At 63.3% G+C, this 11,528-nt stretch carries 13 protein-coding genes; 6 read left to right on the forward strand and 7 right to left on the reverse strand.

Annotation, left to right across the window (positions count from 1 at the left end):
* Window positions 1–319: 319 nt before the first annotated feature.
* The 4 genes from AWB68_RS30485 to AWB68_RS30500 all read right to left on the reverse strand — a co-directional run bounded on the left by AWB68_RS30485 (window position 320) and on the right by AWB68_RS30500 (window position 4,672).
* A complete protein-coding gene (locus tag AWB68_RS30485) occupies window positions 320–2,638 on the reverse strand; it encodes a putative bifunctional diguanylate cyclase/phosphodiesterase (RefSeq protein WP_087648036.1) in 2,319 nt (772 codons plus the stop codon).
* Window positions 2,639–2,648: 10 nt separating this feature from the next.
* Window positions 2,649–3,263, reverse strand: a complete 615-nt coding sequence (locus AWB68_RS30490; protein WP_087648037.1) for a methylamine utilization protein — start codon at window positions 3,261–3,263, stop codon at window positions 2,649–2,651.
* Window positions 3,264–3,355: 92 nt separating this feature from the next.
* Window positions 3,356–3,790 (reverse strand): group I truncated hemoglobin, encoded by a 435-nt coding sequence (locus AWB68_RS30495; protein ID WP_087648038.1) that lies wholly within the window; start codon window positions 3,788–3,790, stop codon window positions 3,356–3,358.
* Window positions 3,791–4,672: a DUF3034 family protein gene (locus AWB68_RS30500; protein WP_087648039.1), complete on the reverse strand. Its 882-nt coding sequence runs from the start codon at window positions 4,670–4,672 to the stop codon at window positions 3,791–3,793.
* Between the two features lie 193 nt (window positions 4,673–4,865).
* Here AWB68_RS30500 and AWB68_RS30505 point away from each other — a divergent pair, with 193 nt between their 5' ends.
* The 5 genes from AWB68_RS30505 (at window position 4,866) to AWB68_RS30525 (ending at window position 8,741) form a co-directional block, all read left to right on the forward strand.
* Window positions 4,866–5,645, forward strand: a complete 780-nt coding sequence (locus tag AWB68_RS30505; protein WP_087648040.1) for a CDP-diacylglycerol diphosphatase — start codon at window positions 4,866–4,868, stop codon at window positions 5,643–5,645.
* 125 nt (window positions 5,646–5,770) lie between these two features.
* The gene (locus AWB68_RS30510; RefSeq protein WP_327383630.1) at window positions 5,771–6,172 is read left to right on the forward strand and encodes a BrnT family toxin; all 402 of its coding nucleotides are present in this window, start codon (window positions 5,771–5,773) and stop codon (window positions 6,170–6,172) included.
* A complete protein-coding gene (locus tag AWB68_RS30515; RefSeq protein WP_327383639.1) occupies window positions 6,093–6,305 on the forward strand; it encodes a BrnA antitoxin family protein in 213 nt (70 codons plus the stop codon). Before AWB68_RS30510 ends, AWB68_RS30515 begins: the two co-directional genes overlap by 80 nt.
* Window positions 6,306–6,795: 490 nt before the next feature.
* Window positions 6,796–7,890 (forward strand): glycosyltransferase family 4 protein, encoded by a 1,095-nt coding sequence (locus AWB68_RS30520; protein WP_087648042.1) that lies wholly within the window; start codon window positions 6,796–6,798, stop codon window positions 7,888–7,890.
* Window positions 7,887–8,741 (forward strand): polysaccharide deacetylase family protein, encoded by an 855-nt coding sequence (locus tag AWB68_RS30525; RefSeq protein WP_087648043.1) that lies wholly within the window; start codon window positions 7,887–7,889, stop codon window positions 8,739–8,741. Before AWB68_RS30520 ends, AWB68_RS30525 begins: the two co-directional genes overlap by 4 nt.
* Here AWB68_RS30525 and AWB68_RS30530 read toward each other — a convergent pair.
* The 3 genes from AWB68_RS30530 to AWB68_RS30540 all read right to left on the reverse strand — a co-directional run bounded on the left by AWB68_RS30530 (window position 8,731) and on the right by AWB68_RS30540 (window position 10,840).
* Entirely contained in the window at window positions 8,731–9,000 is a 270-nt protein-coding gene (locus AWB68_RS30530; protein WP_087648044.1) for a hypothetical protein, read from the reverse strand. The two genes, AWB68_RS30525 and AWB68_RS30530, sit on opposite strands and share 11 nt — an antisense overlap.
* Window positions 9,001–9,104: 104 nt before the next feature.
* Window positions 9,105–10,382, reverse strand: coding sequence for an aspartate carbamoyltransferase (locus AWB68_RS30535; protein ID WP_087648045.1), 1,278 nt, complete (start codon window positions 10,380–10,382; stop codon window positions 9,105–9,107).
* Between the two features lie 38 nt (window positions 10,383–10,420).
* The gene (locus AWB68_RS30540; protein WP_087648046.1) at window positions 10,421–10,840 is read right to left on the reverse strand and encodes a secondary thiamine-phosphate synthase enzyme YjbQ; all 420 of its coding nucleotides are present in this window, start codon (window positions 10,838–10,840) and stop codon (window positions 10,421–10,423) included.
* A gap of 136 nt (window positions 10,841–10,976) precedes the next feature.
* Here AWB68_RS30540 and AWB68_RS30545 point away from each other — a divergent pair, with 136 nt between their 5' ends.
* On the forward strand, window positions 10,977–11,456 hold the full coding sequence (locus AWB68_RS30545; RefSeq protein WP_125483092.1) for a BON domain-containing protein: 480 nt from the start codon (window positions 10,977–10,979) through the stop codon (window positions 11,454–11,456).
* Window positions 11,457–11,528 lie beyond the last annotated feature (72 nt).

Raw genomic sequence — 11,528 nt, forward strand, 5'->3', positions numbered from 1 at the left:
ATGAATGACTGCTGTTCCACTCCGCGCAGCGGTGCGACGTGCGCGCCTTTTCTACATGCCAACAACGATGAAACCCCACTAACGACACTCCCCCGGTTGGACCACTCAGAAGGAACGGTCTAGCGGCGACTGGCAAGTATTTGCGTTGTGAAGCTGCTTTCTTTGCTTACTTTCTTTGCAGCAGCAAAGAAAGTGAGTCCCGCCCCGGACAGGGGCAGAGCCAATAAACCAAAAACAAAACAAGTTCCGTAGAAGCGCAAGCGCATCAAACGGTGTAGCAAAACCAACCCCCCACCTCAAGCGCCAGCGATCAATCCGCTCATGCTGCCTCGACCGATGCCTGCCACGCATCCAGCCAAGCTTCGAGCTTATCCGGCGGCAACGGACGGCTCAAGTGATAACCCTGCGCGAGGTCGCAACGCAGGTCTTTCAATCGCGCCATCATCTCTTCCGTCTCGACGCCTTCGGCCACCACCTTCAATCCCATGTTGTGGCCGAGATCGATCGTCGAGCGCACGATCGTCTCGTCGTCCTTGTGTTCGAACATTCCCATCACGAACGACTTGTCGATCTTCAGTTCGTCGACCGGCATCCGCTTCAGATACGACAGCGACGAATAGCCCGTGCCGAAGTCGTCGATCGACAGACGTATCCCCAGCGCATGCAGGCGATCGAGCGTCTCGATCGCGTGGTTCGGATCGTCCATGATGGCGCTTTCCGTGATCTCGATCCAGATCCACTCGGGCGCCACGCCATACTTGTGCAAGAGTGCGCTAAAGGTCTCCGGCAGCGACGACTGGATCAACTCGCGCGCCGACACGTTCACCGACACCGCAAGCTCGAGACCCTGCTCGCGCCACAGCGCGCATTGCCGGATCGCCTTGTCGGCAACCCAGCGTGAAATCGTCTTGATATAGCCGGTCTGCTCGGCAAATGGAATGAACTGGTCGGGTGAGACGAAGCCGCGCGTCGGATGGTCCCAGCGAACCAGCGCCTCGACGTACTTGACCTTGTGCGTGCACAAGTCGACCTTCGGCTGATAGTAGAGCGTCAGTTGATCGTGCTCGACGGCCTGGCGCAGCTCGCTCATCAGCGAGAGGCGCTCGGCGCTGTTCTTGTCGTGTCGTTCGTCGTAGAGGGCGTAGCCGGTGTTCGTGCGCTTGGCGACGTACATCGCGATGTCGGCGCGGCGCAGGAGCACGTTCATGTCGGCGCCGTTATGCGGACACGTCACGATGCCGATGCTCGCGCCCACGTCCACGGGCTGTCCTTCGATCGTGATCGGCTCTTCGAGCGCCTTCAGCATCCGGTTCGCGATCAGCTTGGCGGCGTCGGTGTCGTCGGTCGGCAAGAGGACGGCGAACTCGTCACCGCCGAGACGCGCGACGGTATCCGTACTGCGCTCCAACGCGGCACGCAGGCGCTTGGCGACTTCACATAGCAGCAGGTCGCCAATGGGGTGGCCGAGCGTGTCGTTGACATACTTGAAGCGGTCCAGGTCCATCATCATCACGGACAGCGGATGTCCCGCTCGCAGCGCCACGCCGATCGCGTGCTGCAGGCGATCATTGAAGAGCGCGCGGTTCGGCAGGCTCGTCAGGCGGTCCATATAGGCGAGCTCGGTGATGCGCCGCTCGCGTTCCGCAATGCCTTCCTGCATCTGGTTGAACGCGGTGGCAAGCTCGCCCATCTCGTCCTGATGCTTCACTTCGATTGGCTCGGCGTAATCGCCATGCCCGATGCGCCGCGCGAATTGCGTCAGTGCCGCGATGGGCCGCGTGACGCTGCGCGCTGTGAACATGCTGCCGACAATCGACACCAGCACGCCGGCGAGCGTGATCAGGAGCAGCGTGGTCTGCAAGCGGTGAAACGGAGCCAGCGCTTCGCTCAGCGAGCGCTGCAACAATACGGCGATGGGCTCGCCGTCGGACTGAAGCCGGACGAGGCGCGTAGCGTAGTTGTCACCGGAGACACCGGATGCGTGCTGCAAGGCGCGCCGCGCCGCCGGTGGCAGCGAGCTTGCGAGCACGGTCCATCGGCCATCGGCGCGGCCGGCGAGGAACGACACATCGAGCGCGGCGAGGCTTCCCATTTCGCTTGCCATCCTGTCGTCGATGGCGAAGCCCATCGCGACCCATGCAATCGGCAACGGCGCCTTGATCGGCACGGCGACGAGTTGGTAGGGCCGTCCGCCGATCATGCCGATGGCCGATGCGTCGCCGTTGCGTTCCACCGCGTGCAGCAGCTTCGGGAACGGGAAGGCCATGCCTTCGTGCGCGGGGCCGCTGCTGTCGGCGATCAGCTTGCCGTCGAGGTCGGCGAGCATGACGAGGTCTGCGTGAATGCGGTCGCCATGGTTCTCGAGCGCCGATGCCACGGTTTTCTCGTCGTGCGAGGCGATCGCCTGGCGAAACCCGAAGTCCGCCGCGACCACGCTCGCCGCCTGCGTCAGCTTTTCGCTGTTCGAACGCAGGACCTGCTTGAACACGCGCTCGGCGACGGACAGTTGATCGTCGGCGTTGCGATGGGCGTTCGAAGTGATCACCGAATTGATGACGACGAACGCGGCCGCCTGCGCGGCGAGCATCAGCAGGACGAAGACGAGTGCGATCCGTGCGCGCAGGCTGTGAAGTCGCATGGGCGCTCGCCTATTCGGACTTCAACTGCAACGTGAGCTTCGCGGCGTTGTCGGGGCCGGCGCTGATCTTCGTCGACGGTTGCGCGTTCGGGTCGTTCAGCCGGTAGTGCCACGCGGTGAGCCGGTAGGCGTCGGTGGGAAGATTGTCGATCGTGGCCTGGCCGCTCGCATCGGTCTTGGCGAACCAGGGCGTATCGACGATCAGCAGGTAAGCAAGCATCTGGTCGTGAATATTGCAGCCCATCACGACGAGCCCGGCCTTGTCGAAAACGACCGGACTCGCGGGAATGCCGTGGTACAGGTTCAACTCGAAGCGCTTGGCCGGCGAGAACGAATAGACATCGTGCTCGATGTTGTCCTTGTTCGGGAACGTGACGGAAGCGCCCGCCTGCACGACCGAAACGAGTGGCACGAAGTGTCGCTTGACCTGGTCGATGATCGCGCCGGCCGGCTTGGTCGGCGGCAGCTTGCCGCTGACCGGCGTGGCGTAGACCACGGCGTCGGTAACCGCCGCGCCCGTCTGGTCTACCACCTGCACGCGCACGCTCGCCGCGTTCGCGCGGGTCGCCGCGAGTCCCAATGCGCAGCACCATAGTGCTGCCAGAATCCGAGTGCTGAATCGCATGTGAGTTCGTTCGAAGAATGCTGTCCGCGCGCGAAAAGCACGCATGTACGCTCATAACGGCGCATGGCTGAGATACTTGAGGTGCGTTTCGTCTATTCCCGGTCCTGCACGTCGCGATACATCGGCGCGAGCTTGGCCAGCAACTTGTTCTGCGCATGGAAGGGCACGCCGTTCTTGTCCATCGCGTCCTGCAAATCCTCGACCAGTGCATTGAACGCAGCGCGGTCGATATTCTGTCCCTCGTGACTGCGCTTCATCGTGCGGCCCGTGTACTCGCAAGGGCCGCCAAGCAGCACGCAGAATTGCTCGACGAGCTTTTGCTTGATGCGCTTGATCGGCGCGTCTTCGAAATACGCTTGCGTGCGCGGATCGGCGAGCAGGTTGTCGTAGAGATCGTCGGCGATCTTGACGAGGCCGGGCTTCTCGCCGAACTCGCGGTAGAGCGAATCGTCGGCCCGGGCGTTTGCGCTGAAGCACGCAGCGAGAAGGAGCCCCGCCGTAGCGGCGTGTCGAAGTAGGAAACGCATTCAGAACCCCGCCTGAAGGGAGATATAGAGGCCGCGCTGGTTCTTGATCGTCGCGATATCGCCCAGCGCGACATAGGCGGCGGTCAACGAGACGTGCTTGGTCGGCGCCCATGCGACGAACGCGTCGTAGGCGTTCTGTTCGCGGGCGAAGCTGAGGTTGTTCGGCTTGGTGCGGTACTCGCCGCCGATCACGATGCTTCTCGACAGCATGTACGCCACCGATGTTTCAAACTCGGCGTGGTAATCGTTCGACTTGTCGCCGCCGAATCCGAGCAGGCCGAACTGGTTCGCCTTGGTGAATCGCAACGTGCCATTCAGCAGCAGGCTCTGCGCAAGCAGGAGCTTGGTCGCCGACAGGTAGAAATCGGTGCCGGAGTTGCTCGCCGCGCCGACCGCCTTGACGACGTCGCCCTGTTCGTTGTGCTTGAACTGGATGCCGGCCGCGACTTGCGGCACCCAGGTGTCCTGGTCGAGCACGGCGTCGCCGAAGAGGCGCACCTTCGCACCGAAGATGTTCTGGTTGAACTTGAAGTCCGGGCCGAGGCCGAGTTGCGCGCCGACGTCGCGGGTATCGAAGGTCTGGCGCGCGAGCGAAAACTCGACGCGATTCGCGACGCCGACCGTCACGCCATAGGTCGACAAAGCAAAGTCTTGCGTTCTCACATACGTGCCGTGCGCGTTGGCGCCGAGCTGAGTGCCCGTTCCGTAGCCGCCGATCACGGCCCAGGGTGTCAGGCCGCCGCCCGCGGCGCCTTCGATTTCGGAGACGCCGCCAGTCAGCAGCAGCTTGCCGCCGGTTGCGGGGGCGTCTGCGAATGCCGCCGAGGATATCGTTGCGAGCGCCGCGATGGCGGCGCCGAGGTGCTTGCTTCTTGAACGCATTGGGTAATGCTCGTCGAGCTTGTTCGAAATTAGGTTGACGCCGTGGTCGCCGGCGCTTTTCAGCGCGTGCGGACCTGGTGGCTCCGCTGCCTTGTATACGGCCGGCCGGGGGCAGACTTGAGTCTGACGTCGGGCTGCCGGTGCACGCGGCGCGAAAGTCGTTGTCACGAATCCCGGCTACGATGTCGTCGCCATGACGAAAACACCCACTCTCATCGCGACCTTGCTGGTCGCCACCGCCTTCGCCTTCGGCACGCCGCCGGCGCGCGCCGGCAACCCGGATGCGCTCTGGGAAATCGTCCACGACAATTGCGTCCCGGCGGCCGAAGGGGCGAACGTCGTGCAGAAATGCATCGAGGTGAATCTCGCGGGCGGCTATGCGGTGCTGAAGGATATCGTCGGCGTCGCGCAGTACCTGCTGATCCCGACGGCGCGAGTCAGCGGAATCGAAAGCCCCGAGCTGCTGGCTCCCGGCTCGCCGAATTACTGGCGCGCGGCGTGGGAGGCGCGCCATTACGTCGATGAAGCGCTGCATCGCGAACTGCGGCGCGACGTAGTCTCGCTCGCGATCAACTCGGCGCACGGGCGCACGCAGAACCAGTTGCATATCCATGTCGATTGCCTCGCGCCGGATGTCGTCTGGGCGCTGCGCGAGTACGGGCCGCGCGTCGGCACGGAGTGGTCGCCGTTTCCGATCCTGCTGCGCGGCCATGCGTATCGCATACGCCGCATCGACGACGCCGGCCTCGAACACACCGATCCCTTCAAGCTGCTTGCGCCGGATGTCGCGCGTGAAGGGCAGGTGATGGGCGAACAGACGCTGCTCGTCGCGGGCGCCGTGCTGCGCGACGGCACGCCTGCGTTCTACCTGCTCAACGATCACGTCCAGCCGGGCGATTGGGCCTCGTCGGAGGAACTGCAGGACCACACTTGCGCAATCGCGCGCGAGCAGGATCGCATCGACAGAAAGTGAAGACAGAAAGTGACAGCAGGCGGCGCTCACCGGCGGCAACATGAGCCGGTGGAGGGGCAAGCGACATGCGGCGCCGTGTCGCTCGCAAACGCCACTTGCCTATTCACTTTTGTGTAACTACAATAATGAACATCGAAATTGTTTTTGATCCTGCAAAGGACGAAGCCAACAGAAGGCGCCACGGTGTATCGCTCGAACTCGCGCGGCAAATCGACTGGTCGACTGTGATGGCGGGTGTCGACGACCGTCATGACTATGGCGAAGTGCGCGAGATCGGCTATGCGCCGATCGGAACGCGGCTTTACTGCGTCGTTTTCACGCAACGAGTCATCTCGTTGCGCATCATCAGTTTGCGCAAAGCCAACTACAGGGAGCTTGACCGTTATGAACAAGAAACTGAAGCTTACGAGGCACTCTCCCGAGGAGGAAGCCCAGATCCAGCGCGGAATCGACTCCGATCCGGAAACGTTCATCCCTTCCGACGAGCAGTTCGCGAAGATGAAACCGCTGGGCCGGCCGCGCCTTGAATCGCCGAAGGTACAACTTACCGTTCGTTACGACGCCGATATCGTCGAGGCGTTCAAGGCGACCGGCGAGGGCTGGCAGACGCGCATGAACAATGCGCTGCGCGAGTGGCTGCAAACGCATCGGGCGGCGTGAGCCCGACTTCATCGGTTTATCCAGTAGGTCGGCAGTAGTTCGAATTGAAAGCCGCTGAGCGTGAGCCAGCGGCTTTTTTTGATTCGGGCACTCGGGTAGCAACCTCGTAGCGCTTGCGACAAGCTGGTCGAGTCTCTCCAAACGTTTGCGCAAAAACAATGCGTCGAAAATCGTAATGCGCGTGTCAACTTGACGTCAGCAATCGTCCTTTAGGCCGTCCGGGCTATCGGCTGCTCAGTTTCGAATTTGAGTCGAATCGTAAGCCTTGGGCATGGGCAAAAGTTTGTCGGAGCGTCGAGGCCCCGACTGGGGCGCCTTGAGACTCGGGCATCGTCTCAAACCGAGTGCTTCGGCATCCCAAATTTACCGTCCGGACATTCCCTGAGCCTAAGCAAACGCTAAGATTTCGTCCAAATTATTACGATATATTACCGTCCCGTTATCCGACATCTGGGAAGATCGTCTTAAACGTCGCCCGCCTTGAGAACACATGAAGTCACTGAAGATATTGCATAGCGAATCATCCAGAGGATGGGGCGGCCAGGAAGTACGCACGTTGAAGGAAATGGTCGCGTTGCGCGATCTCGGGCACGTCGTCGAACTCGTGTGCCCGTCCGATGCCCGGATCGGCGCGCGCAGCGCCGAGCTCGGCTTCGCCGTGCATCACGCGCGCATGCGCGGCGGCGGCGATGTGCGCTCGATGACGGCCATCAAGGCGCTCCTGCGCAGCAAGGCATTCGACGTGCTGAACACGCACAGCGGCCACGATAGCCTCGTCGCGGGCATGGCCGGCCGGCTCGCGGGTACGCCGCTCGTCGTGCGCACGCGCCATCTCGCATTGCCGATCAGTTCGCTCGCCACCTACACGTGGATACCGCATCGCGTGATCGCGGTCAGCCGCTACGTTCGGCAGTACCTGATTTCGGCGGGTGTCGCAGCGGGACGCGTGCAGACCATCTACGACGGCATCCCGACGCCCGAGCCTATCGTTCAATCGACCTTGCGCGCCGAACTCGGCCTCGGTCCTGATGCGCTGATCGGCTGCATGGTCGCGATCATGCGCGACAAGAAGGGCCACGAAGACCTGATCGCCGCAGCCGAGCCGCTTTTCGCGACCCAGCCGAACCTGCACATCGTGATGGCCGGCGACGGAGACACATTCGCGCGGATCAAGGAACTCGTCGAGCGCCGCGGGCTCGCCCAACGCATCCATCTGCTCGGCTTTCGCACCGACATCCCGAACGTGCTGCGCGGCTGTGACCTGTTCGTGCTGCCCACGCATCAGGAAGCGCTCGGCCAGTCGTACATCGAGGCAATGGCGGCAGGGCTGCCCGTGATCGGTACGCATGTCGACGGCGTGCCGGAGTTGATCACGCAGAACGTCAACGGCTTGCTGGTGCCGGCAAAGGATACGCAAGCGTTGCGCGCGGCGATCGTGCAGTTGATCGACGATCCGGAACTGCGTGCGCGGCTCGGCGCGGAGGGTCGCCGGATCACGGAACAAGGCTTCACGATCGGCGGAATGGCCGACGAAACGGTCGACTTCTATCGACGCAGCCTGAGCGAGCGGAGCGCGCGCGCATGACGAACGGCGCGCGTTCGGTCCCGGTGCTGATGTATCACCATGTCAGCACGTCGCCCGGAATGATCACGGTGACGCCCCCGAATTTCGCGGCGCAAATGGCGTATCTCGCGAGCGCGGGTTATCGGACGCTCGGGGCGCGGCAACTCGCCGGTTTTCTCGCGGGCGAGCGGGTACCGCCGAAGTCGCTGGTGCTGACTTTCGACGACGGCTATCTCGACAACTGGGTCCACGCGCATCCCGTGCTGCAGCGGCACGGCTTCACGGCGATCTGCTTTCTGGTCAGCGGCTGGCCGGGCGAAGGCACGCCGCGTGCGAACGCGTCGGATGTGGCGGCGGGACTGGATGGCGCGACGCTGCCGCGCTTGCTGAATCATCGCGAAGGCGAGATCGCGATCGACGAAGGCCGTGCCGACGAAGCGATCCTGCGCTGGTCCGAAATCGACGCGATGCGCCGCGCGGGCACCTTCGAGTTCCACAGTCATACGCACAGCCATGTGCGCTGGGATCAGGTCGCGGGCAGCCGCGCCGAGAAGCGCGCGAGCTTGCGCCACGATCTGCTTGCCGCACGCGTCACGCTCGACGAGCGGCTCGGCGGTGCGTCGGATCATCTGTGCTGGCCGCAAGGCTATTACGACGACGACTATCGTGAAATCGCGCGCGAAGCCGGCTTCCGGCATTTCTATACCTGCCATCCGGGCGCGAACGTGAGCGCGGCGAACGTCCAGCCCGATGCGGAACGTTCGATCAACCGGCTCGAAGTGCGCGACCGTCCGGCGTCGTGGCTCGCGAGCCGTCTCTGGGTCCACAGCCGGCCCGCGCTTAGCCGCGCGTATTTGCGGATCAAGCGCTGATCGTCGTGATCAGCGGACGAATCTCCTCGACAGCGGCCTCCGGCAGCACTTGCCTGAGCGTGCGGATCGTGAACGCGAGATCCTCGCTGGCGACATCGAATTCGACACGCAGTTCGGCGTGATCGCGCGACGCATGGCTCACATAGACGCCCAGCGGCGAATGAAAAAGACGACGGATGCGCTCGCGTGCCTCGTCGTCGTACGAGCCGTGCACGAGCGCCGAGAGCAGCACGCGGTGGGGCGGAAGAACCATATCCATTTGCGGCAAGCTCCGCGATCTCTGAAGATATCTCGAAGCTTATTCCGCCGAGCGTAAACGGCGCGTCAAGAAATCCGCGCGCGCCGTATAAACCCTGGCCGCTATCAATCGATGCCGTGAAACACCGCATCGTCCGGGCCGACATACGCGGGCGAGCGCCACGCGGCGTCGCGCATCGAATGCTGCACCTGATGCTCGACGCCCAGCAGCACCGCGAAGATCGCCATCCGCACGGGAATGCCGTTGTCGGTCTGCCGGAAGATCGCAAGCCGCGAGTCGTGGTTCAGGTCCGTTGCGAGATCGTTCGCGCCGGGGCGCCCGTCGCGCGGCAGCGGATGCATGATCAGCGTGTCCGGGCCGCAGACGCTGTTCACCAGCGCCTGATTGATCTGAAAATCGGGCGTATAGCCTTCGATCGATTCGTCGGCGAAGCGCTCCTTCTGGATGCGCGTCGCGTACACGACATCGGCGCCTTCGAGCCCGGCGCGCAAGTCGGACGTCTGCTCGATCACGTGATCGCCGCGCGCGATCTGTTCGAGGATGGTGTCGGGCATTTCGAGCGAGCGCGGCGACACCAGCGTGAACTTCAGCCCGCGATACAGCGACAGCAGCTTGGCGAGCGAATGCACCGTGCGCCCGTACTTGAGATCGCCGACCATCGCGATATGCGCGCCATCGACGATCTTGCCGATCCGCGAAAACTCGCGCTGGATCGTGTACAGGTCGAGCAGCGCCTGGCTCGGATGCTCGCCGGGTCCGTCGCCGGCGTTGATCACCGGGATATTGGTGGCGCGCGCAAACTCGGCGACCGACCCTTGCTCCGGGTGGCGCACGACGAGCGCATCGGCGTAACCGCTGATCACGCGGCTCGTGTCGTAGATCGACTCGCCCTTCGCCATCGACGAAAACGTGAAGCCGGTCGTGTCGCACACCGAGCCGCCGAGCCGGCAGAACGCCGCGCCGAAACTCACGCGCGTGCGCGTGCTGGCTTCGAAGAACAGGTTGGCGAGCACCGCGCCTTCGAGCACGCGCGTGATTTTCTGGCGCCGCGCGATCGGCTGCATCGCGTCGGCGACGCGAAACAGCGCCTCGACCGAATCACGCGAGAACTGGTCGACGGACAGCAAGTGCGAGCGGCCTTCGAACGCAATCGACGCCTGTACGCGTTGCGTATATTCTTCGCCGTTGGGCGCGCGTTCGAGAATCTCGGCGACATAACGCCCGGCGATCTCCGGCATCGTGCGCGATTCGGGCGAACCGTCGGGCAGCAGCCAGGTGTCGAGCGCCCGCCGCGACACGCCGATGCGGTTCGCGAACGTGTCGCGGGTCATGTTGAGGCGGCGCATCGCGTCGCGCAGGACGGTTTGCTGCTGAACGGCCATGAATCGCTCCGGTAGATGTACGCGGAGCGTATATTAGGTCACTCGCCGATCAGATGCAAGACAACTTCCCGCCGATGCGGCGCGCGGCGGTGCTCGAACAGGTAAATGCCCTGCCAGGTGCCGAGCACCATGCGGCCGGCTTCGACCGGAATCGACAGTTGCACGGTCGTGAGCGCGGTGCGCAGGTGGGCGGGCATGTCGTCGGGGCCTTCGGTGTCGTGCACGTAGCGCCCGGGCGATTCAGGCGCCACCGTCTCGAAGAAGCGTTCGAGATCGGTGCGCACGTCGGGATCGGCGTTTTCCTGAATCAGCAAGGAAGCGGACGTATGCCGGCAAAACACCGTGAGGACGCCGGTGCGGATGTCCTGGAGGTCGATCCAGTGATCGATGTCGGCGGTGAATTCGTGCAGGCCGCGCGTCTTCGTCGCGACCGTCAGGTGCTGCAGTGCCTGTTTCATATCGGCCTCTCTCGCGAGGAGTGCGCGCCGGTGAGACGCGCTCGTTCATTCAGTTTATCGGCTGCAATGCGTTTTGATAGGGCGCCGGCAGGCGACTATGCTTGGGGTGAACGCTTTCGCCATCAATCGACCGACCATGTCTCTTTCAGATTGGCCCAAGCGCGCGCTTGTGGTGGTCGCCTGCCTCCCGACGATCCCCGCGCTCGCCGAAGAACCGCTCGCCAACCGCGGCAACGATCCGTTCATGCAGGTATCGTCCGCGATCGCCGGCTGCACGCCGCCGCGCGGTCCGTTCGTGTCGGAGAAGGAGTGGCTCGCCGAGGCGCACTACCGCATCGAGCGCGGCAATAGCTGCTGGATCGCGGGCCGCTGCCGGCTGCCGAACAGCTACGACTACGACAAGGAAATCGCCGAAAGCGTGACGCGGCGGCTCAACGCGCTCAATACCAGCACGCAATGGCGGGAGAAGACGAGCCTGTGGCTCACCCTGCAGCGCAGGTTCATCTACGTCGACGGCTGCGTCGCGCGCGATTTCGACAAGGCGCGGTTTCTTTCCCAACTCGGTGAGACGGCGGACGTCGAGACGGTCATCGACCGGACGGTGGCGAAGCCTTGAGCGATGGTCATTTCGGGCAAGCGTGCAAATTTGGCATAAGCTTGATATCAGACCAGCATTGCCACAAAGGGG

It is taken from the genome of Caballeronia choica (assembly GCF_001544535.1).
Taxonomy (GTDB): Bacteria; Pseudomonadota; Gammaproteobacteria; order Burkholderiales; family Burkholderiaceae; genus Caballeronia; species Caballeronia choica.